Here is a 25,811-nt window from a genome sequence, read left to right on the forward strand (position 1 = left end):
ATCTGTTCCTTCCAGTCTGTTAGTTAATTTCGAAATCAAGATCTAATTCGTCGTCGGCTTTAGCGTCAGACGATTTCTTTTTAGCCAGCGCTTTCAGCACAATGACGCAGGCGGCGCTGACGCAGGCACCGACCAACAGCGCGGCGATAAAGCCAAGTTTGCTCTGGACCACCGGCAGCACGATGAGCCCGCCCCAGCCGGCGTAACACTGGGCCCCCAACAGCGCCGCGGTGACGCAGCCGCTGGCAGCGCCAATCATATTGGCCGGAATAACGCGCAGCGGGTCGGCAGCGGCAAAGGGAATCGCCCCTTCAGTGACCCCGACGCAGCCCATCACCAGCGCCGCTTTGCCGGTTTCCCGCTCTTCGGCGGTGAAATATTTACGGCCGATCAGCGTCGCCAACCCCATCCCCAGCGGCGGCACGGCGATGCCGACGGCGGCGATAGCCACCACGCTGTAGATCCCCTGCGAGACGCAGATCAACATGAAGGCGTAGGCCACTTTGTTCACCGGGCCGCCCATATCAAAGGCCAGCATCAGGCCCATAATGATGGCCAGCACCACGATGCTGCCTTCACGCATACCCTGCAGCCAGCCGGTCAGGTTAGCGGTTAGCGCGCCCACCGGTTCGCCGAGCCCCCACATCATGATCCCGGCGGTAATAAAGGTGCCGATGATGGGAATAATGAAAATCGGCATCACCGAGCGCAGCACCTTGTGGACCGGTATTTTTTTCAGGTAGTAGACCACCAGGCCGCCGATCATGCCGGCGATCAGCGCGCCGAAGAAGCCGGCGCCGAAGCTGTTGCCCACCCAGGCGCCGATGGCGCAGGGCGCCAGCGCGGCGCGGTCGGCGATGGAGTACCCGATGTAGGCGGCGAGAAAAGGGACCATCAGCGTCAGCCCGGCGACGCCGATGTCAAACAGCTTCTTCAGGTTGGGATCGGTGGCGGCATCGGGAACTGCGCCTTTGCCATACAACATGACGGACACCGCCAGCAGGATCCCACCGGAGACCACAAAGGGGATCATGTGTGACACGCCGGTCATCAGATGCTGGCGGGTATTTTTTAGTATTTGCACCAGTTCGTTCATTGTTTGCTCCTGAGCGCTGTAGGGCCCGTGACAGTATTGATGGCTCAACATTAGAAAAAGGGCGCCGCATAAAACAGTAGAGAAAAAGTGCATTTACTGGACATTTGTAATGTTAGAAAGGAATTGCGATCCACCTCAAATCTTAATGATGGCAGGAAGGATGAGCGCTAAATGGATGGAATTGTGATGGCGGGCATAAAAAAGTATCGTGTGTACAATAGTCCAGTAATTGCCAGTTTTATCACCTAGTCCCCGGCCCCTTCATTCATTACCTTTTGGGTAAATAATGGATTGCTCAGGAGGAAGGCGATGGCTCTGGTCATTGAGTTTACATGTGATTTGCCAAACGGCGTGCATGCGCGTCCGGCCAGTCTGGTCGAAACGCTGTGTAACCGTTTTTCATCGGCGATTGAGTGGCGCAATCTGCGCCGCGAGACCAGCGGAAATGCCAAGAGCGCGCTGGCGATCATCGGCAGCAATACCCTGAAGGGCGACGCCTGCCAGCTGGTCATTCACGGCGAAGATGAAGCTGAGGCATTCGCCGCGTTAACGGCCTTTATGCGCGATGAGTTTCCTCACTGTGACGCGCCGCTGCCCGCTGCGCATACGCTGGAGATCCAGCCGGTGCCAGAGTCGCTTTCACGGCTGAACCCGACGCTGTTTCATGCCCATCCGGTGTGCGCCGGCAGCGCGGGGGGCAGGCTAATACACCTGAAATCCCGCGATCTGCATGCGCTGGGGGAACTGCCGGGCGCCGTCGCTCCCGAACAGGTGCAGGCGGCGCTGGATAATGGCCTGCGCCTGCTGGTAAAAGACATTGAGCTGCGGCTGCTGGACAATGACGGTACCGCCAGCGCAATCCTCGATGCCCACCGCTCGCTGGCGACGGATGCCTCGCTGCGCCAGCACCTGCTCGACGGCATTCTTACCGGCCTCAGCTGCGCGCAGGCGATTGTCGCCACCAGCGACCACTTCTGCGCACGGTTCCGCGACTCCGGCAACACTTATCTACAGGAGCGGGTGCTCGATGTGCGCGATGTCTGCTTCCAGCTGTTGCAACATATCTATGGCGAAGCCCGCTTTCCGCCCCCGGGCCAGCTGCGGGAGGCCACCATTTGCCTTGCCGACGAGCTGACCCCCAGCCAGTTTCTCGAACTGGATAAAGCGCATCTCAAAGGGCTGCTGCTGCGCGGCGGCGGCACCACGTCGCACACCGTGATCCTCGCCCGCTCGTTCAATATTCCGACCCTGGTGGGGGTTGACCTCGACGCACTGTTGCCGTGGGAGGGTACCCAGGTGCAGATCGACGGCACCGCCGGACTGCTGGTGGTGGATCCGAGTCCGGCGGTGGCGCGCTACTATCAGCAGGAGGGGTGGGTTCAGGCGCAGATCCAGCAACAGCAGCAGGTATGGCTGGATAAGCCAGGGCAGACGGAAGACGGTATCCGCGTCGAGATCGCGGCGAACATCGCCCATTCGGTAGAGGCGGTGGCGGCATTCAACAATGGTGCGCAGTCGGTTGGCCTGTTCCGCACAGAGATGCTGTATATGGACCGGCCCGGCGCGCCATCGGAAGATGAGCTTTACAACATCTTCTGTCAGGCGCTGGAGCCTGCCGCCGGGCGCAGCATTATTGTGCGGACTATGGATATCGGCGGTGATAAGCCGGTGGCCTATCTCAACATTCCTGCGGAAAATAACCCCTTCCTCGGCTACCGCGCGGTGCGCATCTATGAAGAGTACCAGGCGCTGTTTCATACTCAGCTGCGGGCGATTCTACGTGCCTCGGCGCACGGCGCGCTGAAGATCATGATCCCGATGATTTCCTCCATGGAAGAGATCCTGTGGGTGAAAGAGCGGCTGGCGGAGGCCAAACAGTCGCTGCGCGTTGAACAGATCCCGTTTGATGAAAAAATCCCGCTGGGCATCATGCTGGAGGTGCCGTCGGTGATGTTCATCATCGATCAGTGCTGCGAAGAGGTGGACTTCTTTAGCATCGGCAGCAATGACTTAACGCAGTATCTGCTGGCGGTCGACCGCGATAACGCGAAAGTGACGCGCCATTACAACAGTCTCAACCCGGCCTTCCTGCGTGCGCTGGACTATGCCGTGCAGGCGGCGCACCGGCAGGGGAAATGGATCGGCTTGTGCGGCGAGCTGGGGGCCAAAGGTTCGGTGCTGCCGCTGCTGGTCGGTCTCGGTCTGGATGAACTGAGTATGAGCGCGCCGGCGATCCCGGCGACCAAAGCACGTCTGGCGCAGCTGGACAGCCGCGCCTGCCGTCAGCTGCTGAATCAGGCGATGCAGTGCCGTACCTCGCTGGAGGTGGAGCATCTGCTGGCCCAGTTCCGTATGCGCCAGCAGGAGGTGCCGCTGGTGAGCGCCGAGTGCATTACGCTCAACAGCGACTGGCGTAGTAAGGAAGAAGTGCTGAAGGGGATGACGGATAACCTGCTGCTGGCCGGTCGCTGCCGCTACCCACGCAAGCTGGAGGCTGACCTGTGGGCCCGTGAGGCGGTGTTCTCCACCGGGCTTGGCTTTAGCTTCGCCATACCGCACAGTAAATCCGAGCATATTGAGCAGTCGACCATCAGCGTCGCCCGGCTGGCGCAGCCGGTGATGTGGGGCGATGAAGAGGCGCAGTTTGTGATTATGCTGACGCTGAATAAGCACTCGGCGGGCGACCAGCATATGCGCATCTTCTCGCGCCTGGCGCGACGCATTATGCATGCGGAGTTCCGTCAAGCTCTGGTCTCCGCGCAGAGCCGCGAAGATATCGCGCAACTGCTGCGCCGCGAGCTGGAGCTATGATCGGTTTTCCGGCCAGCGGCGCTGGCCGGAGAGCGAGCTATAAATCCAGCACTAACCGGCCGCCTTTGGCGCGCGAGCAGCAGATCAGCATACTCTGTTGGCTGGCTTTCTCTTCCTCGCTGTAATACTGATCGCGGTGGTCCGCTTCCCCTTCCAGAATCATCGTTTCGCAGGTGCCGCAGACCCCTTCGCGGCACAGACATTCCACCTTCGCCGCTTTGTTATTCTCAATAACCTGCAAAATGGTCATGTCCTGCGGTACGGTAAATTCGCGGCCGGAACGCGCCAGCACCAGGGTAAACGCCTCTCCGCCTTTATCCTCAACGATAAACTGCTCAAAGTGCAGCTGACTGGCGGGCACCTGATGGCGTTCGGCGGCGGCTTTCACCGCCTCGTTAAGCGCCGCCGGGCCGCAGGTATACACGTGGGTTCCGGGCTCGAGGTCGGCGAACAGGCGCGGCAGGTCGAGACGGCTGCCGAGCGCTGATACATGAATATTGACCCGATCGCGCCACGGCGCGGCGCTGAGCGCATCGACGAAAGCATTATTGTCGGCGTCGTGGAAACAGTAGTGCAGCTGCCAGTCGGCCTGCTGTTGTTCCAGTTCCGGAATATGCGACAAGAATGGCGTAATGCCGATACCGCCGGCGATCAGCAGATGTTTTCGCGCCTGTGGTTCGATGGCGAACAGGTTGTTGGGCGTGGACACCGTCAGGGTATCGCCCGGGCGCACCTGCTGGTGCATAAAGCGCGAGCCGCCTTTGGAAGGCGACTCAAGACGCACCGCAATCTGCCAGCTGGTGGTATCCAGCGGCGAGCTCATCAGCGAATAAGCATTGCTGTAGCGCTGCTCGCCATCCTGCATCTGGACGATAATATGGCTACCGCCGCTGAATCCCGGCAGCGGGGCGCCGGTCGGCGACACCAGCGTAAAACGCTTCACCTGGGCGGTGATCTGTTCAACATCGCGAACGATCGTCTCAAACATTTGATAATCAGACATCGCTGAACTCCATCAAAAATCCCGGCGTGGCCAGAGCCGCCGCCGGGAGAATACATTTATAACCCCTGGCAGAGATACTTCATCTCCAGGTAATCTTCGATTCCGTGTTCCGAGCCTTCGCGGCCAAGACCCGACTGTTTCACCCCGCCAAATGGCGCGACTTCGTTGGAAATCAGTCCGGTATTGATGCCGACCATGCCGTATTCCAGCTGCTCGGAGACGCGCCAGATACGGGCGGCATCGTTGCTGTAAAAATAGGAGGCGAGACCGTAGATGGTGTTATTCGCCTGCTCGATGACCTGCTGCTCATCGTCAAATTTCACCAGCGCCGCCACCGGGCCGAAAATCTCTTCCTGCAGCAGCAGTGACCCCGGTTGTACGTCGCCGATCACCGTAGGGGTGAAAAAATTACCGCCCAGTGGGTGCGCTTTACCGCCGGTTAACAGCGTGGCGCCGCGGCTCAGGGCGTCGTCGAGCAGGGACTGGACTTTGCGCCCGGCGTCGGCGTTGATCAGCGGGCCAATCTGGACATCGGACTCGCTGCCATCGCCCACTTTCAGGGCGGCGACGCGGGCGACGAATTTATCGCAGAATTGGTCGTAGACGGCGCGATGAATATAGAAGCGATTGACGCAGACGCAGGTTTGCCCGGCGTTGCGGAACTTGGCGATCAGCGCTCCCTCGACCGCTTTATCGATATCGGCGTCATCAAAGACGATAAACGGCGCGTTACCCCCGAGCTCTAAAGAGAGCTTTTTGATGGATTCCGCGCACTGGCGCATCAGCACGCGGCCAACTTCGGTCGAGCCGGTAAAGGAGAGCTTACGCACCCGTTCATCGCCGGTGAACACCGCGCCAATCTCACGCGACTGTCCGGTGACAACGTTAATAACGCCCTGCGGGATCCCGGCCTGATTCGCCAGTTCCGCCATCGCCAGCGCGGTAAACGGCGTTTCGTTGGCGGGCTTTATCACCATCGTACAACCCGCGGCCAGCGCCGGGCCGGCCTTACGGGTGATCATCGCCGCCGGGAAGTTCCACGGGGTGATCGCCGCGCAGACCCCCACTCCCTGGCGGATCACCATCAGGCGTTTATCGGCGCCGGGGGAGGGGATTATCTCGCCGTTGGCACGTTTCCCTTGTTCGGCAAACCACTCGATAAATGAGGCGGCATAGGCGATTTCGCCTTCCGCTTCCGCCAGCGGCTTGCCCTGCTCGGCGGTCATTATCTGCGCCAGCGCGGTCTTGTTTTCGAGGATCAGGCGGTGCCAGTTCTTCAATAACGCGGCGCGCTGGGCGGCGGTAAGCGCGCGCCATGCCGGCAGCGCGGCAGCGGCAGCATCCACCGCCTGCTGCGCTTCCGCCCGACCCATATTGGGGATCTGGCCGAGCGTCGCGCCGGTGGAAGGGTTGCTGACGGCAAGCGTCGTGCCGTCGGCGGCGTCGCGCCAGCTTCCGGCAATCAGCGCCTGCTGGCGAAACAGATCTGAGTGAAACACGGACATAGCCAACTCCTTCAACGATTACGGCTGGAACACCTGGGCCACCAGATTGTGGAAATGCGCGATACCGTGCTCGGAGATACCGCTGCCGCTGTTATCCGCCATAATGCGCCCCTGGCCGCGATAGCCGCGGGACTTCAGCCCCTTCTGCACGCTTTCCACCAGGCGTAAATCTTCCGGGCGGAACACGTCGCGATACCACTCAATCAGCGCTTTCTGATCGTCAGTCAGCTTTTCGTTGGTGAAATAGATGTCGTAATTCTGCAGAGTGGTCTCTTCATCCACCGGGAATTCATAGATCACGGTCATCATGCCCTTGATCGGCGTCACGTTGAACATGGTGCACGGCCACAGCCAGAAACCGTGGAACGCGGCGTCGGTACCTTCTTCGAATTTAAATGACTGCTCGGACGGCTTGGCGAAGCCATACTGCAGCGTCCATTTGCCGTGCATGGTGTGCCAGTAACGGTCAACCTGTACGGAATCCGAGAAGCCCGGGTGCGCCGGGCCGCAGTGGTAACATTCCAGATAGTTATCGACGATATTTTTCCAGTTCGCCGGGGTGAGAGTGGTAAAGCGCGCCGCCAGTTTCAGATCATGCACGTCCGGGCAGGCTTCCAACACTTTGTCCTGCAGGCCCGGCAGCTGCGTTTCCACGCTCTCTGCTTGCGGGTTCATATTGATAAACACAAAGCCGGCATACTCTTCCAGGCGAACCGGCACCAGCTGCGCCTTTTCGCTATCGAAATTCGCCACGTTTTCGCAGTTGCGGGCGTGGGCGAGATTGCCGTCAAGCTTGAAGGCCCAGGCGTGATAGGGGCAGGTAATCACGTTTTTGGCTTTACCTTCACCGCTCAGCAGCTGGTGGCCGCGGTGCGGGCAGACGTTATAGAAAGCGCGCAGAATGTTGTCGCGGCCGCGGACGATAACGATATTTTCGCCAATGATCTCCCGGGTGATGTAGTCGTTCGGCCGGGCGACCTCGCTGCCGTGGGCGACGCAAATCCAGCTATTGGCGAAGATGCGCTCTTTCTCGTGTTCAAACGCCTGGCTGTCGGTATAAAAACGGGCCGGAATGGTCCAGGCATCCTGCGGATTGGCGCAAAAGTTAATCGGCAGAGTAAAGTCAGGGCTCAAATTGCTCATGTAAGGTCACCTTGTGATTATTGTCAGTAAGAGGTTTTACAGCGACTGGCCGTCGCCTTTGAGTACCGTGCCAACCGGTAGCGTCTCGGCTTTAATCATTGGCTCGGGCGTATGGGTTTCTATCTGATTGACCGGCACGTGGGCGTAGTCCTGTTTTAGCCAGCGCACGAAGCCGCCGGTTTTAATCAGTAAAATGGCCAGGAATGGTAGGGCGGTCAGCACCACGGTGGTTTTCATGGTCTCAAGCGAAGCGCCGGTAAACAGAATCGATAGCGGGATGAGGGTAATTACCACGCACCAGAACAGGCGCATGCCGCGATCCGGATCGTCGCCTTCGCGCAGGTTGCGGGTGCTGGTCGCCGCCATGGTGTAGGCCACCGCATCCATATGCGAGGCGAGGAAAACAATCATCACGAACAGATAGGCGGCGAGGAACAGCTTACCTGCCGGCAGCGACATCAGGACCTGCTGGACGGCGGTTTCGCCGCCAAGAGTTTGCATCACCTGCGGTACGTTAATCACGCCGTTAACGAACTGGTGCATGGCGTAGCTTTCCATCACCCCAAAGAAGAACCAGCAGCCGGCGGTGCTACCAAGGAGCAGTCCCCATATCACCTCTTTGATTTTGCGCCCGCGGGAGACGCGGGTGACGAACATCGCCACGCCCGGGGTATAGGAGATCCACCACAGCCAGTAGAAGACGGTCCAGTTGCGGGTAAAGGCGCCGTCGCCGAGGGGATCGGTAAACAGGCTCATCTGCAGGAAGTTCTGAGTCGTCAGGCCGACGGCGTTAATGATGTTATTGGTGATGAATTCGGTTGGGCCAACCAGTAATACCACCAACGGCAGCAGAAATGCCCCCCAGCCGACCATTTTGCTCAGGCGCTGCAGGCCGTTGTTGATGCCAATCCACGAACTCATGCAGAAAATACCGCCGGAGAGCAGGATCACAAACGCCTGCACGGTGAAGTTATCCGGCAGCCCGGTCAGCGCTGACAGGCCGCGGGTGAAGGTGGCGGCAGTGACCACCAGCGAAATGGTTAACGCGCCGACGGTAGCGATCAGGAACATCAGATCGACCAGACGGCCCCAGAAGCCCTGCGGACTCACTCCGGTGATCGCTGAAATGATCCCGGAGAGGCTGAGGCCTTTATTTTTCCGCACGTGGAAGTGATAGGCCATGATCAGCGAGGCGAGAGTGTAGGTCGCCCAGGCGCTAACCCCCCAGTGGAAGAAAGAATAAGGGATGCTGTATTCCAGCGCTTTCGGCGATTGCGGGGCAATGTTCAGGCCCGGGGTCTGGTAGTAATAAGCCCATTCGGCGACGCCCCAGTACAGCGTGGAGGAGCCGAGCCCGGCGCAGATAAACATAAACAGCCATGAGAGGGTACTGTATTCGACTTTACCTTCGCCGAGACGGATATTGCCGTATTTGCTGGTCGCCAGATAGAGCACCAGTCCCAGCGCCAGCAGCACCAGTACCTGTACCGTGGAACCCAGCAGGCGGGTCACGCCGTTAAAAATCGAATCAGCCGCCTGCGCGGTTTGCTGCGGGAAGAGACTTAATGTAGCGGCGATGAAAACAATGGCCGCCAGGCTGATGGCAATCAGCGGCACATCTTTTTTCTTTACGTTGCTCAACATGGGTGATCTCCTGGGCATGATTGCCCGTCGGTGGCTTTAGCCTGTCGTTGTTATCACGCTGTAGGGTCAAGGTTCGTAGCAAAAGCTATTAACAATCGGATTATTTCTTCGTTACATGAATTAAACAATTGGCCGTTTCGTGAAGCAATAAAACACGGAACGGAAATAATAAAAGGTGAATTGGCGCAGGTTCTGTCTTTTCAGGAATTAATAAAGTTTGACGCTGTGATGCGGTCCACTTGTCAATCGTGGGGGATTCTGCATAGCGAAAAGAGAGGGAAGTTGGCGCAGGTCTTCCCGGGTAGCGGCTGCGCCTTACCCGGGCTACGGTCCGTGCGGCCTGCCTTTAATGTATTCACCATTGTTGCTGAAACTGCCGGTGTTGGTGGCCTCAACATCGCTGAGACGTTCCCGGCAGGTCGGGGCAGCCCGCAGGGATGCGGGCTGAGGGCCGTGTTTTTACATTATTGTGCCTTTTGTAGCCCCGGTAAGCGCCGCGCGACCGGGGAGCGGCTTGGGTAATTACGCCAAAATGGCTTTGCAGATAGCGTCGCTGACCTGTTGCGTTGACGCGCTGCCTTTCATATCCGGGGTTTTCGGCCCGCTGGCAATCACCTGCTCAATCGCCGCCAGAATGCCGTTGTGCGCGGCGTGATAGCGCGCATCGCCGTTGCCGAGAAAATCGAGCATCATCGCCCCGGCCCATATGGTGGCGATCGGGTTGGCGATATTTTTACCATAGATATCCGGCGCCGACCCGTGAACCGGTTCGAACAGCGACGGGAAGGTGCGCTCCGGGTTGAGATTCGCCGATGGCGCAATACCGATGGTGCCGGTACAAGCCGGGCCGAGATCGGAGAGAATATCACCGAACAGATTGGAGCCGACCACCACGTCAAAACGCTCCGGCTGCAGCACGAAGCGGGCGCACAGGATATCGATATGCTGCTTGTCCCAGCGAATATCCGGATAGTTTTTGGCCATCTCTTCCACCCGCTCATCCCAGTAGGGCATGCTGATCGCCAGACCGTTGGATTTGGTTGCGGAGGTCAGCGTTTTGCGTGGGCGGCTTTGCGCCAGTTCGAAGGCGTAGCGCAGGATCCGGTCCACGCCGCGGCGGGTAAAGACCGACTCCTGAATCACCACTTCATGCTCGGTGCCTTCATTGGCGCGCCCGCCGAGGGCGGAATATTCGCCTTCGGTATTTTCGCGCACCACGTAAAAATCGATATCGCCGGCCTTTTTGCCCGCCAGCGGGCAGGGGACGCCGGGGAACAGACGCACCGGACGCAGGTTGACGTATTGGTCAAACTCACGGCGGAACTTCAGCAGCGACCCCCACAGCGAAATGTGGTCGGGAACGGTATCCGGCCAGCCGACGGCGCCGAAGTAGATGGCATCGAAGCCCTGCAGCTGCTCGCGCCAGTCGTCCGGCATCATCTTGCCGTGATGGGCATAATATTCGCAGCTTGCCCACTCCATCTGCTCGAAGCTCAATGACAGATCCCAACGCTGTGCGGCGGCTTGCAGCACGCGAATCCCTTCAGGCAGAACTTCTTTGCCAATTCCGTCACCCGGGATGGCGGCAATACGATAGTTTTTTTTCATTCCGGTTCTCACTTTTTAGCGATGATGTTTGACCACCTGCCTATCCTATAATTGACTGGTTCATAATTAATCACGCTAACTGGTGAAACATAAAACACAGATCATGAATAATCTGCCGCTGCTAAATGATTTACGCGTCTTTATGCTGGTCGCTCGCCGGGCCGGGTTCGCCGCCGCCGCCGAAGAGCTTGGCGTATCACCGGCGTTCGTCAGCAAGCGGGTTTCGCTGCTGGAGCAAACCCTGAATGTGGTGTTGTTGCACCGGACCACCCGCCGGGTCACCATTACCGAGGAGGGGGAGCGGATCTACGAATGGGCGCAGCGCATTTTGCAGGATGTCGATGAGATGATGGACGAGCTTTCCGACGTGCGCCAGGTGCCGCAGGGAACGCTGCGTATTATCAGTAGCTTCGGCTTTGGCCGCCGGGTGGTGGCCCCGGCGCTGTCGGCGCTGGCCCTTCAGTACCCGCAGCTGGAACTGCGTTTCGATGTCCAGGACCGGCTGGTGGATTTAGTCAATGAAGGGGTGGATCTCGATATTCGTGTGGGCGATGATATCGCGCCGAATCTGATTGCCCGCCAGCTGGCGGCCAACCACCGCGTGCTCTGCGCCTCGCCGCAATTCCTTGCCCGCCATCCACCGCCGAAACAGCTGAGCGATCTGGCCGCCTTACCCTGCCTGGTGATTAAAGAACGCGATCATCCGTTTGGCATCTGGCAGTTGCACAGCAAAGAGGGGCAGCATGCGATCAAGGTGACCGGGCCGCTGTCGTCCAACCATGGTGAAATTGTGCATCAGTGGTGTCTGGACGGGCAAGGAATTGCGTTACGTTCATGGTGGGACGTCCGGGAGAATATCGCCAGCGGCCATCTGGTGCATGTGCTGCCGGAATTCTTTCAGCCTGCCAACGTCTGGGCAGTCTATGTTTCCCGGCTGGCGACGTCGGCTAAAATTCGCACCACTGTGGAGTTTCTGCGCCACTACTTTCAGCAGCACTATCCGCAGCATGAGCCGACGGCCAGCGCCGTCGGCAGAGGCGATTAAACCCCCAGGCGGTCGCGCAGACTGTAGTAGGCGGCGCCCATGGCGGTGAAGGGAATGCGCAGGCTGCGGCCGCCCGGGAACGGGTAGTGCGGCAGTTTGGCAAAGGCGTCGAAACGCTCAGCGTCACCGCGCAGCAGTTCCGAAATCAACCGTCCGGCGAGGTGGGTACAGGTGACCCCATGCCCGCTGTAGCCCTGCATGTAGTAGATGTTGGTATCGAGGCGACCAAACTGCGGCATCCTTGAGAGGGTCAACAGGAAGTTGCCGGTCCAGCGGTAGTCGATTTTCACCCCTTTCAGCTGCGGGAAGGTTTTCAGCAGCTTCGGCATAATCAGCCGTTCCACATCGTCCGGGTCGCGGGCGCCGTAGACCACGCCGCCGCCATACAGCAGGCGGTTGTCGCCGGTGAGGCGGTAGTAATCCAACAGATAGTTACAGTCTTCCACACAGTAGTTTTTCGGGATCAGCGAGCGAGCGACCTCCTCCGACAGCGGAGCGGTGGTGACCACCTGGGTGCCGCAAGGCATGCTGCGCTTCGCCAGCTCCGGCTCCAGTTTGTCGCCGAGATAGGCGTTGCCGGCGACGATCACATAGCGGGCAGTGACCTGGCCGCGGGCGGTGCTGACCACTGCCGGAGTGGAGTGCTGAATGCGGGTGACCGGCGACTGCTCATAGACCCGGCCGCCGTTCAGGCGAATGGCGTCCGCTTCGCCGATGGCGAGGTTGAGCGGATGAATATGGCCGCCGCTGTGGTCGAGCAGGGCGCCGACGTAGCGGTCGCTGTCCACTTCGCGACGAATCGCCTCTCTGTCCAGCAGCTCCAGCTGCGTGTTGCCGTAGCGCTCCCAGTTGGCTTTCTGTTCTTCCAGCGTCTCCAGCTGTTTGTGATTCATCGCCACGAACAGGCCGCCCGGGCGATAATCGCACTGGATCTGGTAGCGCTGGATACGTTCGCGAATAATATCGCCGCCTTCGAACATCATGCTGCCGAGCATTTTAGCGGCATCCGGGCCGTAGTTTTTTTCAATCACGTCGATATCGCGGCTATAGGAGTTAACCAGCTGACCGCCATTGCGGCCGCTGGCGCCGAAGCCGATGCGCGCCCCTTCCAGCACCACCACGTCGTAGCCCATTTCGGCCAGATGCAGGGCAGACGAGAGTCCGGTGTAGCCGCCGCCGACGACGCAGACGTCGCAGCTTATCGATTCGTCCAGCGTCGGAAAGGGTTCATATTTGTTGGCGCTGGCGGCGTAATAGCTGGTGGTATGTTCGGTCATGATTAAGACTCCAGGGCAATCCAGATGGTTTTCAGTTCGGTGAATTTTTCCAGCGCGTGCAGCGACTTATCGCGTCCGTTGCCGCTCTGTTTGTAACCGCCGAAGGGGACGGTCATATCACCATCGTTATAGTTGTTGACGAAGACCGAACCGGCCTTCAGGCGGCGGCTCATGCGGTGGGCGCGTGAGAGATCGCGGGTCCATACCGCAGCGCCGAGGCCGTAGTCGCTGTCGTTGGCAAGCCGCAGCGCCTCGTCTTCGCTTTTGAAGCGAGTCACCACCAGCACCGGGCCGAAGATCTCTTCCCGGCTGAGGGTGGAGGCCGGGTCGACGTCAACAAAAATGGTCGGGCCGACGGCGGCAGGCCACGGATTTTTCCGCCCGTCGAGGAACAGCGTGCTTTTGCTTTCGCCGCCGCGAATAAAACTGTGCACGCTGTCGGCATGGGTGTTGTCAATCAGCATGCCCATGGTGGTGTTTGGGTCGAGCGGGTTGCCCGGCTGCCAGTGTTGCGCTTCGGTTTTCAGTCGTGCCAGGAACTCGTCGGCGATGCTCTCCTCCAGCAGCAGGCGAGTGCCGGCGATGCACACCTGCCCCTGGTTGTAGAAGATGCCGCCGGCGGTGGCGCTGACCGCTTTTTGCAGATCCGGGCAGTCGGCGAAGACGATGTTGGCGCTCTTGCCGCCCGCTTCCAGCCACACGCGCTTCATATTGCTGTCGCCGGCGTCTTTCAGCAGCTGCTTGCCGGTGCGGGTGGAGCCGGTAAAGGTAAGGACCTCCACGTCTGGATGCAGGGCCAGCGCCTGTCCGGCTTCGTGACCAAAGCCGCTGACCACGTTCAGCACGCCGTCCGGCAGGCCCGCCTCTTTCGCCAGCACGGCGAGGCGCAGCGCGGTGAGCGGCGATTTTTCCGAGGGCTTAAGGATCACGCTGTTGCCCGCCGCCAGCGCCGGGCCGAGCTTCCAGCAGGCCAGCAGCAGCGGGAAGTTCCACGGCACCACCGCGGCGATGACGCCAATCGGTTCGCGGACGATCATCGCCAGCTCGTTGCTGCCGGTAGGAGCCACTTCGCCATAGACTTTATCCAGCGCTTCGGCATACCAGCGGATGGCGCGGGCGGCGCCGGGAATATCGTCGCGCAGGCTGTGGCGAATCGGCTTGCCGGTATCCAGCGTTTCCAGCAGCGCCAGCTCTTCGCAGTGGGCCTCCATCAGGTCGGCAAAGCGTGTGAGAACCGCTTTACGCTGCGTGGGAGCGGCCTGTGACCAGTCGCCGTTATCAAAGACCCGACGCGCGGCCTTCACCGCCAGCTCAACGTCGGCTTTTTTGCCGCGAGCGACATGGGCTAACGTGTGCTGCGCGGCAGGGTCAATGGTTTCAAAGGTGGTATTATCGACCGCGGCGCAATATTCGCCGTTAATAAATAATCGTGTTTCAATGGCCAGGCTTTTCGCTTTTTCCTGCCAGTAAGCCAGGTGCTGAAAATTCATCATGACTCCTTAAAAAACATTATCGGCAAATTAATCACATCGGCGTTTTCAGGCTGCACGGGGGCGCTGCGCCAGGCGCAGGGCATAGTGTATCCCCGGAGTTGAATACCGTTTTATCACCCTAAATTTCGACAGGTTGTCTGCATGCCGAATAATTCAGGGGTGAGTCGCCATTCACGGCGTTAATTATTTCAGGGCCAGCAGAAAATAAGATTCCCTTCCGGCACCAACGTTATGACTGCGAGTTTTTCGCGGCGACGAAAATAAAATTTCCGCCGCCGCAGGTCTGAAGAAAGCCTGAAGCTCGTTCAGGCTAAATATTCAGAATGTGGTGGGGGTGTGGGCACTGATGATGCGGCAGATGCCTGCCGAGGTGTTGCTGAAGCTGTGCGGGATGCCGGTATTAATGGCATAGCTCTGTCCAGCCACCAGGTGGTACGACTGACCGTTAATCGTCAGCACAATCTCACCCTCCAGTATGGTGCCTATCTCCTCACCCTGATGCTTAATCCTCTCCCCGGTCGTGGTTCCAGGCTGGTAAGTTTCAAAAATCATCGCCAGCGTACGGTTCGGATTTCCGTTATGAACCAGCTTCATGGAAACGCCCTGACTGCCCATTTCGATAAGGTCATCCTGATTAATGACCACCTGGGGTTCGTCCGGCTTTTCGGGTTCAGAAAAGAATTCCGAGAGCGACAGCCCATAGACTTTCAGCAGCTTTTGCAGCGTACTGATGGCAGGACTGACTTTGTCCTGCTCTATGGTGCTGATGGCACTATGTGTTAACCCAGACAGTTCGGCGGCACGACGCTGCGAAAGACCCAGCTGTTGGCGGATCTCTGACAGACGTTTCCCTGGCGCCAGTCCGTCATCGCTCATATTTGCATTTCCTTAACGGTAGTGGTCAGCGCCGCCGCTTTTCAGCATGATGGCCCTGACAGGCGGTGATAAAACCATCAAACAACATACGCGACAGGGCGTATTCGCTACTGTTCCATTCAGGATGCCACTGTACGCCCAGCGCGAAAGGGTGATCGTTCACGCTGACCGCTTCCACCAGTCCATCCGGCGCTCGCGCCTCCACGCGCAGCTGCGGACTGAGGGTTTTTGCCCCTTGCCCATGTAGCGAGTTTACCCAAAACGTGTTGCAGCCCGGTATCAATTGCGACAGCAATCCTCCTTCCTGAACCTCAACCTGATGGGACGGCGCATACTGCTGCTCGACGGGCAGTTCAGGATCTTCGCGATGCTCCAGCAGCTCAGGCTGCTCGAACAGACGACGATACAGAGTCCCACCGGTGGCGACAACCAGTTCCTGCAGTCCACGACAGATGGCGAAAATGGGGATGCGCCTTTCAAGTGCGGCGTTAATCAGCGCCATGCTCAGAAGATCACGCCCGGGGTCGGCGTCAGGCTCATCGCCGTTTTCACCATAAAGGTGCGGCTGCACGTTACTGGGGCTGCCTGGCAGGTATATCCCATCCAGTTTATCAACTAACGCGTTCAGCAGATCCGGCTCTGCCAGCGCATGTGGCAGGGCGATCGGCAGTCCGCCGGCGTTAACAATTGCATTCAGGTACTTTTCTTGCAAGGTCTGGGTCTGGTGACCCTTAAGCCTGTTTCTACACATCACGACGCCAATAACTGGCTTGTACATTATATTTTCCATGATCGCCCTCACAAAGTGGACTAAATTATGACCGCTATAGCGGGTTTAACGGCCATATCGTTCAATATTTTCTCAATCTAGCAGTGGAAATAGCCCTTTGCAAACTTAATTTAACATTTGACAAACAATTTATTTGCATACACAGTCGATGGGGTGGACATTATATTTAACGGTCTGAGTGCAGGACCGAAACCAAACCAACGGCGGTGAATCATGGAAACCAATATCGTAGAAGTTGAGAATTTTGTTCAGCAAACGGAAGAGAGACGGGTCAGCGCGTTCGCGAAAGAAGTGAAGCGCTACCTCGAAACCTACCCTGATACCCAATATGTTGATGTCCTCCTCACTGACCTGAACGGCTGCTTCCGCGGCAAGCGCATCCCGGTTGCCGGCCTGAGCAAGCTGGAGAAAGGCTGTTATTTCCCGGCTTCGGTGTTTGCGATGGATATTCTCGGCAACGTCGTGGAAGAGGCCGGTCTGGGCCAGGAGATGGGCGAGCCGGATCGCAGCTGCATTCCGGTGCCCGGCACCTTAACGCCTTCAGCGGCCGATCCGCAGTCGATAGCCCAGGTACAGTTGACCATGGTTGATGAAGATGGCGCTCCCTTTGACGTTGAGCCGCGGAACGTACTCAACCGCCTCTGGCAGCAGTTGCGCCAGCGCGGGCTGTTCCCCGTGGTAGCGGTAGAGCTGGAGTTCTATTTACTGGACCGCAAACGCGATGCCGAAGGCTACCTGCAGCCGCCGTGCGCGCCGGGCACCGACGATCGCAACACCCAAAGCCAGGTCTACTCGGTCGATAACCTGAACCACTTTGCCGACGTGCTCAACGACATCGACGAGCTGGCGAAACTGCAGCTGATCCCCGCCGACGGCGCGGTGGCCGAAGCCTCGCCGGGCCAGTTTGAAATCAACCTCCACCATACCGATAACGTGCTGGACGCCTGCGATGATGCGCTGGCGTTAAAACGTCTCGTGCGTTTAATGGCGGAGAAGCATAAGATGCACGCCACTTTTATGGCTAAGCCTTATGAAGAGCATGCGGGCAGCGGAATGCATATCCACATCAGCATGCTGAACAATAAAGGGGAAAACGTGCTGGTGGACGGCGACGGGGAAGACTCCGCGCTGCTTAAACGCGCGCTGGCCGGGATGATCGATCTGATGCCGGCCTCGATGGCGCTGCTGGCGCCGAACGTGAACTCGTATCGCCGCTTCCAGCCAGGGATGTATGTCCCGACGCAGGCTTCCTGGGGGCATAACAACCGTACCGTGGCGCTGCGGATCCCATGCGGCGAGCGGCAGAACCACCGCGTGGAGTATCGCGTGGCGGGGGCGGACGCCAACCCGTATCTGGTGATGGCGGCGATTTTCGCCGGCATTCTGCACGGGCTGGATAACCCTCAGCTGCCTTTGCAGGAAGAGGTGGAAGGTAACGGCCTGGAACAAGAGGGTCTGCCGTTCCCGATCCGCCAGAGCGATGCGCTGTGGGAGTTTATGCAGAACGATCACCTGCGTGAGCGTCTCGGCGAGCGTTTCTGCCACGTTTTCCATGCCTGCAAGCATGATGAATTACTGCAGTTTGAGCGTCTTATCACAGAAACTGAAATTGAGTGGATGTTGAAAAACGCCTGATGGTCGCCCCGCAAGGGGCGCATGAGTTGAGTCATGAGTAGCATCATACGGCCTGAGCGGAGCCTGGTCGTCCTTTTTGCTGGGAGCCCAGCCATTTCCCGGATGTCGCGTTAAGGAGCGCAGGCGGCAACGGGGCTTCAGTTAACGACACAGTGTGTGACGAGGAAATGAGATGATGCAGATGTTCAAATATCCGCAGGGAGAGGGAGGCCGCTCAGGCCGCATTGGATGCCAGCCAGCAACCGCTCACCGGTCCGTCTTACCCTTTTATTTATGCCTTATCCCCTTGCTAAGCAGGTTTGTTACGCGAACGTTGTGTCCGCAAACTGTTATCCGCAAGGGGGGAATGGGCGATGGCTATTAATCTTCCTGCGCATAACGCCGCTCAGGCGGGCAGACCGCGTCTGCGTAAATCCCTCAAACTCTGGCAAGTGGTGATGATGGGGCTGGCCTATCTGACGCCGATGACGGTGTTTGATACCTTCGGCATCGTCTCCGGTATCAGCAACGGCCACGTCCCGGCGTCGTATTTGCTGGCGCTGGCTGGCGTGCTGTTCACCGCCATCAGCTACGGCAAACTGGTGCGCCAGTTCCCGGAAGCCGGCTCCGCCTACACCTACGCGCAAAAATCCATCAGTCCGCACGTCGGCTTTATGGTCGGCTGGTCCTCGCTACTGGATTATCTGTTCCTGCCGATGATCAACGTCCTGTTGGCGAAGATCTATCTCTCGGCGCTGTTCCCTGAGGTGCCGCCATGGGTGTGGGTGGTGACCTTTGTCGCCATTCTGACCGCCGCAAACCTGAAAAGCGTTAATCTGGTGGCGAACTTCAACACCCTGTTCGTGCTGGTGCAGATCTCGATTATGGTGGTATTCGTCATTCTGGTGGTTCAGGGGCTGCACAAAGGCGAGGGGGTAGGGACCGTCTGGTCGCTGCAGCCGTTTATCAGTCAGAATGCGCATCTGATCCCGATTATTACCGGGGCGACCATCGTCTGCTTCTCGTTTCTCGGCTTCGACGCCGTGACCACACTGTCGGAAGAGACGCCTGACGCCGCGCGGGTGATCCCGAAGGCTATTTTTCTCACCGCGATGTACGGCGGCATTATTTTCATCGTCGCGTCGTTCTTTATGCAGCTGTTTTTCCCGGATATTCATCGCTTTAAAGACCCGGACGCCGCGCTGCCGGAGATTGCGCTGTACGTGGGCGGCAAGCTGTTCCAGTCAATATTCCTCTGCACCACCTTTGTTAACACCCTGGCGTCCGGCCTGGCGTCCCATGCCAGCGTCTCCCGTCTGCTGTACGTGATGGGTCGCGATAACGTCTTCCCGGAGCGCATTTTCGGCTATGTGCATCCGAAATGGCGCACCCCGGCGTTGAACGTGATTATGGTGGGTATCGTCGCGCTGTCGGCGCTGTTCTTCGACCTGGTGACCGCCACCGCGTTAATTAACTTCGGCGCGCTGGTGGCCTTCACCTTCGTTAACCTGTCGGTGTTCAACCACTTCTGGCGTCGCAAGGGGTACAACAAAACCTGGAAGGATCGACTGCACTATCTGCTGCTGCCGATGGTCGGGGCGTTGACGGTAGGGGTGCTGTGGATCAACCTCGAGGCCACTTCCCTGACGCTCGGCCTGGTGTGGGCGGCGCTTGGTCTGCTGTATCTGGCTTATCTGACCCAACGTTTCCGTAAACCGCCGCCGCAGTTCGATGCCGCCAAGGCGGAGCAGGCCTGGGAGTCCTAGAACCTGACGCTGAAACCGAACGAAGGCAGGCCCGCAGGCCTGCCTTTGTTTTTGGTTCGGTAAGGGGCAGTACAGGATGGTAAAGCAATCAGCAGAAAACGGCGGAGAACGGAAGGTATTATTTCTTCTTTTTATGGACAGGTAACTGACTGGCGCGCCGCTCTTTGAGGTACGACACCAGGCTGTAGATGGCGACGCCCAGCAGCGCCACCGCGACGATAAAGAGAATAAGACCCGACATAGACCAACCTAATATTCTGTTTAGAAAGGGAAAAAGATACAGGGCTCTGTGTGAAGATAACATCGGGATATGTCTGAAAGATGACGCCTCATCGCGAGAATATCTGCTGTCGGGGTTGTGATAAAATATTTCCCGCAGGAATGTGACAGCCTGGCTTTCAGCTGAAATGGCGTAACACTCCGTTAAGTGATTTTACAGAAGTGCGGCCAGCAACGGGTTACGCTGACCGCGAATAAGAATGATCTGAGAGTAAGACATGTATAAGACAACCCTCAGCCTGCTGGGCGTGGCGCTGGCGCTGACGGCCTTCGCCAGTCAGGCTGAAAATGAACGTCAGGCGAGCCGCGAGCGGATCGTGGAGCAGGTCCTGAAACCCTGTGAAGGCAAAAAAGCGGGCGATAAGGTAGTGATCACCGATCGCCGCGGCGGGGAGCACGAGGCGATCTGTACCCTGGCGGCGGTTCCGCTGCCGGAATAATGCCCGCCGCCGGGGCGAGTTAGCGATACCGCGGCGCCGGTTGCCCGGTTCGCGCGCTGGTAAACAGCGCCAGTCGCGTCTGCTCGAAAGCCTCCCACAGTCCCAGATCATGCACCGGCGGTAAGGTGACCTTTTCCCCCATTTCGAGTCCCCTGAGAGCGGCGTCAACCAGATCCTCGGTGGTCATTACCGTACCGGTGGGCAGGGCGTCGAGCGCCACGCCGGAGGTCGGCCACAGATCGGTGGCGGTCGCCGCCGGCAATACTGCCTGAATACGCACGCCGCTGTCGGCGAACTCATCCTGCAGGCCACGGGTAAAGCTCAACACCCAGGCTTTGCTGGCGCTGTAGACCGCGCTGCCCGGCAGCGTATGCAGCGCAAGAATAGAGGCAATATTGATCAGCGTTCCGCGGCCCCGGGGAGCGAAAGCGGCCAGTGCGGCATAGCTCAGGCGCAGAAGCGCGGTGGTGTTGAGCGTATGAATCGCCTGGTGCTCGCGCGACGTGCTGGCGAGAAAGCCCGCCATTTTTGCCGTTCCGGCGTTGTTGATGAACAGGTCAACGGCGGGATCCTGCTGCAGACGCTGCTCTACGGCTTCAATGCCTTGCTCCTCGCTCAGGTCGGCCTTGAGGATGCTGGCCCGGATGGCGTAGCGCGCCTGCAGTTGCCCGGCGAGCGCCTGCAGCCGATCTTCACGACGGGCGGCGAGGATCAGATCGTAGCCGCGGGCGGCAAGTCGTTCGGCATAGATCGCGCCGATACCTGAGGAAGCGCCGGTGATAAAAGCAGTGTGCGATGACTGGGACATGAGTATTGCCTCTTAAAAGGTTGCATTATTAAACCAAATTCAGCATGAGATATCTGGTTTAATAATGCAACCATTTTGCCGGGCTTTTTTTATTTCTGCCTGCCGCAGGGAGCGATTAGTCGTTCAGCGGGAGGGCGATGGTGATATCCGCTGGGGACAGCTCACGGCCATCGGCCGCCTGCAGCACCAGTTTACGCAGGGGCTGACGCTGCTGGCGGTCAATGAGCCGCGTCGCCGGTTCGTCCGGGTCGAACAGATAGTCGTCCGCCCACTGGGAGAGGGCGACCAGCACGGTCTGCAGGGCGCGGCCCTTATCCGTCAGGACATACTCCTGCCAGGCGCTGCCGTCGGAGGCCGGCTGCAAATGCAGGATGCCTTCATCCACCAGCATTTTCAGGCGTCCGGCGAGCATATTTTTGGCAATGCCGAGGTTTTTCTGGAATTCGCTAAAACGGCGTACCCCGCGGAGGGCATCACGGACGATAAGCAGCGACCACCAGTCGCCGATAACGTCGAGGGAGCGGGCGACAGGACAGCAGCTGTTTTCCAGACGGGTACGTTTCACGAAAGCCTCCAGGTTAGTTGTTTCATTATAAAACTATTTGGTCGGCAGAGGAAATTTTCGGCTCCGGTCTAAGTTTGCGAGCGAATGCCAGGAAAAATGGCCTAAATCCGTCACAATTAACCCGATGATAATAAATGACTAAGGATGAAGGGATGAAAATATGTCTACTCGCCGCCGCCGTAGCCGGCGCGGTCATGTTATCCGCTGGCGCCCAGGCGCAGGACACGGCCGCCCCAGAGGGGTATCAGCTGCAGCAGGTGCTGATCATGAGTCGTCACAACCTTCGCGCGCCGCTGGCCAATAACGGCAGCGTGCTGGAGCAGTCCACCGCCAAAGCCTGGCCGCAGTGGGATGTGCCGGGCGGCCAGCTGACCACCAAGGGAGGCGTGCTGGAGGTGTATATGGGCCACTATATGCGCGAATGGCTGGCGCAACAGAAGCTGGTGACCAGCGGGGAGTGCCCGCCGGAAAACGCCGTTTACGCCTACGCTAACAGCCTGCAGCGCACCGTCGCCACTGCGCAGTTCTTTATCACCGGCGCGTTCCCGGGCTGCGGCATTGCGGTGCATCATCAGCCGCAGATGGGCACCATGGACCCGACCTTCAACCCGGTTATCACCGACGACTCCCCGGCGTTTCGCGAGAAAGCGCTGCAGGCGATGGAAAAAGAGCGCCAGGGGATGCAGTTGACCGAGAGCTACAAGCTGCTGGAGACAATGATCGATTACCGCAACTCGCCCTCCTGCAAAGAGAAGCAGGTCTGTTCCCTGAGCGAGGGTAAAGATACCTTTAGCGCCGGTTATCAGCAGGAGCCGGGGGTATCCGGGCCGCTGAAGGTGGGCAACTCGCTGGTGGACGCCTTCACCCTGCAATACTATGAAGGCTTCCCGAAAGATCAGGTGGCGTGGGGGGAGATCACCAGCGATAAGCAGTGGCAGGTGCTGTCGAAGCTGAAAAACGGCTACCAGGATAGTCTGTTCACCTCGACGGCAGTGGCGCAAAACGTGGCCAAACCGCTGGTTAAATATATCGATAACGCGCTGGTGGGCGAGGGAGCCAGCAAGGCGAAAGTCACCCTGCTGGTGGGACACGACTCGAATATCGCCTCGCTGCTGACGGCGCTGGACTTTAAGCCCTATCAACTTCCTGGCCAGTACGAGCGCACGCCTATCGGCGGCAAACTGCTGTTTCAGCGCTGGCACGACAGCGGCAGCAACCGCGATCTGATGAAGATTGAGTATGTCTATCAGAGCACTGAGCAGCTGCGTAATGCCGACCCATTGACGTTACAGACCCCGCCACAGCGGGTCACGCTGGCGCTTAACGGCTGCCCGGTCGATGACCAGGGATTCTGCCCGCTGGAGACCTTTAAAAAGGTGATCAACGAGGCAGCGAAATAATGAAAAAACCCGGAGCAATCCGGGTTTTTAGCAGGTTAGGGTGAGACTCTGCAGGGATAAACACCCTATACGTTTTTACGCTCAATCGTCTGTTCACCCCAGAACAGCGCATCTTTATCGGTTTTGGCAAAGGCCAGCGCCAGCACTTCGTCGCTGCCTTCCTCCCAGATTTGCTCAGCCAGTTTTTCATCGTAGTGGGCAACTTCGAAAATCGCCTCGGCGATCTCCGGCGAGGTGTTACGTAAACTTGCCCATTCGCCGACGCGATGTGCTTTTGCTTCTTGAGTTGGCATAGTGCTCCTCCTGCGGAAGATTAGCCGTGCAGTTTAACGGCCAGTTTGGCGACATGTTCACCCTGATAGCGGGCGATGGCTAACTCTTCCTCGCTTGGCTGACGCGAACCGTCGCCGCCGGCAATAGTGGTGGCGCCATAAGGCGTCCCGCCGCGGACCTGGGAGATGTCGAACAGCTCCTGTGCGCCGTAGCCGATCGGGACGATGATCATCCCGTGGTGGGCCAGCGTCGTCCAGGTGGAGGTAATGGTTTGTTCCTGGCCGCCACCGGTGCCGGTTGAGCTGAATACGCTGGCGATCTTGCCGTAGAGCGCGCCGGATGCCCACAGGCCGCCGGTCTGATCGAGGAAGGTGCGCATTTGTCCGGACATATTGCCGAAACGAGTCGGGGTACCAAAGATGATGGCGTCATACTCAGCCAGCTCCTGCGGCGTGGCGACAGGCGCGTTTTGCGTTTTCCCGCCTGCTTTGGCAAACGCTTCTGCCTGCATGGTTTCCGGCACGCGCTTCACAACCACCTCAACGCCGTCCACCCGGTTCGCCCCATCGGCGACGGCGTGAGCCATGGTTTCAATGTGTCCATACATGGAATAATAAAGCACCAGAATTTTAGCCATTTCCATCACTCCTCGGTTGCATTATAAGCCAGCCAAATAGCTGGTACCTTTAAAGATAAAGCCTCTGCCGAAGAGTGCAAATCCAACGGGCATTTATTTGATTTATAACAAAATGACAAAACATTATTTACTTTTCCTTGCGCAGCGCGGCCTGAGCGGCTGAGAAGCGGGAAGCGATGCCTCCGCTATATTGGCCGGTGCGGCGAGGATGTAGCATCAGGATACATTTTTTGCTGACTATTTTTTCTTCGGCAGCAGAGCAGGTTAGCGCCATCAGGCGGCGCGAGGGGATTTTTTTCGCCAGGCTTTGTTTCTGAATGTGACATTTGCCATCGTCAGCGGCAGTCATTCACTAACCTTATAGATACGCGGCAGAACAGCGGCGTCGCCGCTCCCGCGTAATGCACTATGATGTCTAACCTAATGGAGGTCAGTAATGGCAAACCATCGTGGCGGTTCTGGCAACTTTGCTGAAGACCGTGAAAGAGCATCAGAAGCAGGACGTAAAGGTGGCCAGCATAGCGGGGGAAATTTTAAAAATGACCCTCAGCGCGCCTCAGAGGCTGGCAAAAAAGGGGGTAAAAACAGTCATGGTAGTCGTGAGAGTTAACGCGCGACTGGCACTGTTCACTTTGATGCGGTGTTAATCTCCCCGACCCAACCGCATCGCCCTCGCCGCCGGCATCTGCCGGCGGTTTTTTTTAGCTGTCGGAGGTTGCGCTCCCGCCGGGCCGATTGCACACTGGTCGCCCGTTTATCGTCATGGCTGTCTTATGTCTTCGTTAAAATTCTCCGTTAGCCGCCAGGAAGCGCTCCTTATCATGATCACCATGTTCTGGGGAGGGACGTTCCTTGCCGTGCAGTATGCGGTCAGCCTCAGTGGGCCGCTGTTTTTTGTCGGCCTGCGTTTCGCGACCGCCGCGCTGGCGGTGGGCCTGCTCTCGCTCCGCACCCTGCGCGGCCTGACGTGGCTGGAGGTGAAGGCGGGGGTGGCAATTGGCGTGGCGATTGCGCTGGGGTATGGCCTGCAGACCTGGGGGCTGCAGTCGATCTCCAGCAGCAAGTCTGCCTTTATCACGGCGATGTATGTGCCGCTGGTGCCGCTGCTGCAGTGGCTGTGCCTGGGGCGTATGCCGGGGGTGATGTCCTGCGTGGGGATTGTGCTGGCCTTTATCGGTTTGATCCTGCTGGCCGGGCCGGAAAACAATCTGTTGGCGCTTGGCGTGGGGGAGATGATCACTCTGGCGAGTGCGCTGGCGATCGCCGCGGAGATTATCCTTATCAGCGCCTGGGCCGGAAAAGTGGATGTCCGACGGGTGACGGTGGTGCAGCTGGCGACCGCGTCGCTGGTGGCTTTCGCTGCCATGAAGCCGGCCGGTGAGTCGGTGCCGCCGTTGACGCCGACGCTGCTCGGCGTGGCGTTGGGGCTGGGCATTTTCAGCGCGATCATTCAGGTGACCATGAACTGGGCGCAGCGCAGCGTCTCGCCGACGCGGGCCACGCTGATCTATACCGGCGAACCGGTATGGGCCGGTATTTTTGGCCGGCTGGCCGGCGAGCGTCTGCCGCTGCTGGCCCTCCTTGGCTGCTTCTTTATCCTCGCGGGAGTGCTGGTGAGCGAGCTGAAGTGGAAGCGCAAACCGCCGCCGAAGTTGTCAACGAATGACGATGCGCAGCCGCTCCCGGACCTGGCCGATCGTCGCGAGCCGTAATTTTACGCTTCTGATCCTACAGCGGC

25 protein-coding genes are annotated in these 25,811 nt (G+C 58.6%); 9 read left to right on the forward strand and 16 right to left on the reverse strand.

Annotated features, from left to right (window positions below; translation table 11 throughout):
* Positions 1–19: 19 nt before the first annotated feature.
* A complete protein-coding gene (locus ACQUTP_RS12315; protein ID WP_428902368.1) occupies positions 20–1,096 on the reverse strand; it encodes a PTS fructose transporter subunit EIIC in 1,077 nt (358 codons plus the stop codon).
* 309 nt (positions 1,097–1,405) lie between these two features.
* On the opposite strand from ACQUTP_RS12315, the gene ptsP reads away from it, so the two are divergent.
* Positions 1,406–3,907, forward strand: coding sequence for a phosphoenolpyruvate--protein phosphotransferase (gene ptsP / locus ACQUTP_RS12320; protein WP_285756210.1), 2,502 nt, complete (start codon positions 1,406–1,408; stop codon positions 3,905–3,907).
* A gap of 37 nt (positions 3,908–3,944) precedes the next feature.
* Here ptsP and ACQUTP_RS12325 read toward each other — a convergent pair whose 3' ends face one another.
* The 5 genes from ACQUTP_RS12325 to ACQUTP_RS12345 all read right to left on the reverse strand — a co-directional run bounded on the left by ACQUTP_RS12325 (position 3,945) and on the right by ACQUTP_RS12345 (position 10,810).
* A complete protein-coding gene (locus tag ACQUTP_RS12325; protein ID WP_017899478.1) occupies positions 3,945–4,910 on the reverse strand; it encodes a PDR/VanB family oxidoreductase in 966 nt (321 codons plus the stop codon).
* 56 nt (positions 4,911–4,966) lie between these two features.
* Positions 4,967–6,415, reverse strand: a complete 1,449-nt coding sequence (locus ACQUTP_RS12330; RefSeq protein WP_004201467.1) for an NAD-dependent succinate-semialdehyde dehydrogenase — start codon at positions 6,413–6,415, stop codon at positions 4,967–4,969.
* Positions 6,416–6,433: 18 nt separating this feature from the next.
* Positions 6,434–7,558, reverse strand: coding sequence for a carnitine monooxygenase, oxygenase subunit YeaW (gene yeaW / locus ACQUTP_RS12335; RefSeq protein ID WP_094309339.1), 1,125 nt, complete (start codon positions 7,556–7,558; stop codon positions 6,434–6,436).
* Positions 7,559–7,594: 36 nt separating this feature from the next.
* Positions 7,595–9,202, reverse strand: a complete 1,608-nt coding sequence (locus ACQUTP_RS12340) for a BCCT family transporter (protein ID WP_004201469.1) — start codon at positions 9,200–9,202, stop codon at positions 7,595–7,597.
* Between the two features lie 522 nt (positions 9,203–9,724).
* Positions 9,725–10,810, reverse strand: a complete 1,086-nt coding sequence (locus ACQUTP_RS12345; RefSeq protein ID WP_094309336.1) for a tartrate dehydrogenase — start codon at positions 10,808–10,810, stop codon at positions 9,725–9,727.
* 82 nt (positions 10,811–10,892) lie between these two features.
* On the opposite strand from ACQUTP_RS12345, the gene ACQUTP_RS12350 reads away from it, so the two are divergent.
* Positions 10,893–11,855 carry a LysR substrate-binding domain-containing protein gene (locus tag ACQUTP_RS12350; RefSeq protein ID WP_008805923.1) on the forward strand — a complete coding sequence of 321 codons (963 nt, stop codon included), beginning with the start codon at positions 10,893–10,895 and terminating at the stop codon, positions 11,853–11,855.
* On the opposite strand, the gene ACQUTP_RS12355 is transcribed toward ACQUTP_RS12350, so the two are convergent.
* From ACQUTP_RS12355 to puuD, 4 genes are all read right to left on the reverse strand, one after another.
* Complete coding sequence (locus ACQUTP_RS12355; protein WP_004201473.1) at positions 11,852–13,132, reverse strand: NAD(P)/FAD-dependent oxidoreductase; 1,281 nt, start codon at positions 13,130–13,132, stop codon at positions 11,852–11,854. The two genes, ACQUTP_RS12350 and ACQUTP_RS12355, sit on opposite strands and share 4 nt — an antisense overlap.
* A gap of 2 nt (positions 13,133–13,134) precedes the next feature.
* Positions 13,135–14,622, reverse strand: coding sequence for an aldehyde dehydrogenase PuuC (puuC, locus tag ACQUTP_RS12360; RefSeq protein ID WP_285756230.1), 1,488 nt, complete (start codon positions 14,620–14,622; stop codon positions 13,135–13,137).
* A 321-nt stretch (positions 14,623–14,943) separates the two neighbouring features.
* Positions 14,944–15,501 carry an HTH-type transcriptional regulator PuuR gene (gene puuR / locus ACQUTP_RS12365; RefSeq protein ID WP_002898590.1) on the reverse strand — a complete coding sequence of 186 codons (558 nt, stop codon included), beginning with the start codon at positions 15,499–15,501 and terminating at the stop codon, positions 14,944–14,946.
* A 25-nt stretch (positions 15,502–15,526) separates the two neighbouring features.
* Positions 15,527–16,279, reverse strand: coding sequence for a gamma-glutamyl-gamma-aminobutyrate hydrolase (puuD, locus tag ACQUTP_RS12370; RefSeq protein WP_025999163.1), 753 nt, complete (start codon positions 16,277–16,279; stop codon positions 15,527–15,529).
* 225 nt (positions 16,280–16,504) lie between these two features.
* On the opposite strand from puuD, the gene ACQUTP_RS12375 reads away from it, so the two are divergent.
* The 3 genes from ACQUTP_RS12375 to ACQUTP_RS12385 all read left to right on the forward strand — a co-directional run bounded on the left by ACQUTP_RS12375 (position 16,505) and on the right by ACQUTP_RS12385 (position 19,671).
* Positions 16,505–17,926 (forward strand): glutamine synthetase family protein, encoded by a 1,422-nt coding sequence (locus tag ACQUTP_RS12375; protein ID WP_002898595.1) that lies wholly within the window; start codon positions 16,505–16,507, stop codon positions 17,924–17,926.
* 181 nt (positions 17,927–18,107) lie between these two features.
* Positions 18,108–18,290 carry a hypothetical protein gene (locus tag ACQUTP_RS12380; RefSeq protein ID WP_418268722.1) on the forward strand — a complete coding sequence of 61 codons (183 nt, stop codon included), beginning with the start codon at positions 18,108–18,110 and terminating at the stop codon, positions 18,288–18,290.
* Positions 18,280–19,671: an APC family permease gene (locus ACQUTP_RS12385; protein WP_004201476.1), complete on the forward strand. Its 1,392-nt coding sequence runs from the start codon at positions 18,280–18,282 to the stop codon at positions 19,669–19,671. The genes ACQUTP_RS12380 and ACQUTP_RS12385 overlap by 11 nt, the downstream gene beginning before the upstream one ends.
* 118 nt (positions 19,672–19,789) lie before the next feature.
* Here the strand turns inward: ACQUTP_RS12385 and ACQUTP_RS12390 are convergent, their stop codons facing one another.
* Positions 19,790–19,912, reverse strand: coding sequence for a small membrane protein (locus ACQUTP_RS12390; protein WP_002898600.1), 123 nt, complete (start codon positions 19,910–19,912; stop codon positions 19,790–19,792).
* 256 nt (positions 19,913–20,168) lie between these two features.
* Here ACQUTP_RS12390 and ACQUTP_RS12395 point away from each other — a divergent pair, with 256 nt between their 5' ends.
* Positions 20,169–20,390 (forward strand): hypothetical protein, encoded by a 222-nt coding sequence (locus ACQUTP_RS12395; protein ID WP_004201478.1) that lies wholly within the window; start codon positions 20,169–20,171, stop codon positions 20,388–20,390.
* 19 nt (positions 20,391–20,409) lie between these two features.
* On the opposite strand, the gene ACQUTP_RS12400 is transcribed toward ACQUTP_RS12395, so the two are convergent.
* Both ACQUTP_RS12400 and ACQUTP_RS12405 read right to left on the reverse strand, forming a co-directional pair.
* Positions 20,410–21,198 carry an SDR family NAD(P)-dependent oxidoreductase gene (locus tag ACQUTP_RS12400; protein ID WP_004201480.1) on the reverse strand — a complete coding sequence of 263 codons (789 nt, stop codon included), beginning with the start codon at positions 21,196–21,198 and terminating at the stop codon, positions 20,410–20,412.
* A 115-nt stretch (positions 21,199–21,313) separates the two neighbouring features.
* A complete protein-coding gene (locus tag ACQUTP_RS12405; RefSeq protein WP_004201482.1) occupies positions 21,314–21,763 on the reverse strand; it encodes a winged helix-turn-helix transcriptional regulator in 450 nt (149 codons plus the stop codon).
* Between the two features lie 152 nt (positions 21,764–21,915).
* Here ACQUTP_RS12405 and agp point away from each other — a divergent pair, with 152 nt between their 5' ends.
* Positions 21,916–23,163 (forward strand): bifunctional glucose-1-phosphatase/inositol phosphatase, encoded by a 1,248-nt coding sequence (gene agp / locus ACQUTP_RS12410; protein WP_017899485.1) that lies wholly within the window; start codon positions 21,916–21,918, stop codon positions 23,161–23,163.
* Between the two features lie 65 nt (positions 23,164–23,228).
* Here agp and ACQUTP_RS12415 read toward each other — a convergent pair whose 3' ends face one another.
* The 3 genes from ACQUTP_RS12415 to ACQUTP_RS12425 all read right to left on the reverse strand — a co-directional run bounded on the left by ACQUTP_RS12415 (position 23,229) and on the right by ACQUTP_RS12425 (position 24,422).
* Positions 23,229–23,456, reverse strand: a complete 228-nt coding sequence (locus ACQUTP_RS12415) for a YccJ family protein (protein ID WP_008805934.1) — start codon at positions 23,454–23,456, stop codon at positions 23,229–23,231.
* Between the two features lie 20 nt (positions 23,457–23,476).
* Positions 23,477–24,073, reverse strand: a complete 597-nt coding sequence (gene wrbA, locus ACQUTP_RS12420) for an NAD(P)H:quinone oxidoreductase (RefSeq protein ID WP_002898704.1) — start codon at positions 24,071–24,073, stop codon at positions 23,477–23,479.
* Positions 24,074–24,200: 127 nt separating this feature from the next.
* Positions 24,201–24,422, reverse strand: a complete 222-nt coding sequence (locus tag ACQUTP_RS12425; RefSeq protein WP_032455805.1) for a hypothetical protein — start codon at positions 24,420–24,422, stop codon at positions 24,201–24,203.
* Between the two features lie 87 nt (positions 24,423–24,509).
* On the opposite strand from ACQUTP_RS12425, the gene ACQUTP_RS12430 reads away from it, so the two are divergent.
* Positions 24,510–24,683 (forward strand): general stress protein, encoded by a 174-nt coding sequence (locus ACQUTP_RS12430; protein ID WP_002898708.1) that lies wholly within the window; start codon positions 24,510–24,512, stop codon positions 24,681–24,683.
* Between the two features lie 163 nt (positions 24,684–24,846).
* Complete coding sequence (locus tag ACQUTP_RS12435; protein WP_032455806.1) at positions 24,847–25,785, forward strand: DMT family transporter; 939 nt, start codon at positions 24,847–24,849, stop codon at positions 25,783–25,785.
* The last annotated feature ends 26 nt before the right edge of the window (positions 25,786–25,811 follow it).

It is taken from the genome of Klebsiella sp. 2-CIP_Kleb., assembly GCF_050378715.1.
In the GTDB taxonomy this organism is placed as follows: domain Bacteria; phylum Pseudomonadota; class Gammaproteobacteria; order Enterobacterales; family Enterobacteriaceae; genus Klebsiella; species Klebsiella quasipneumoniae.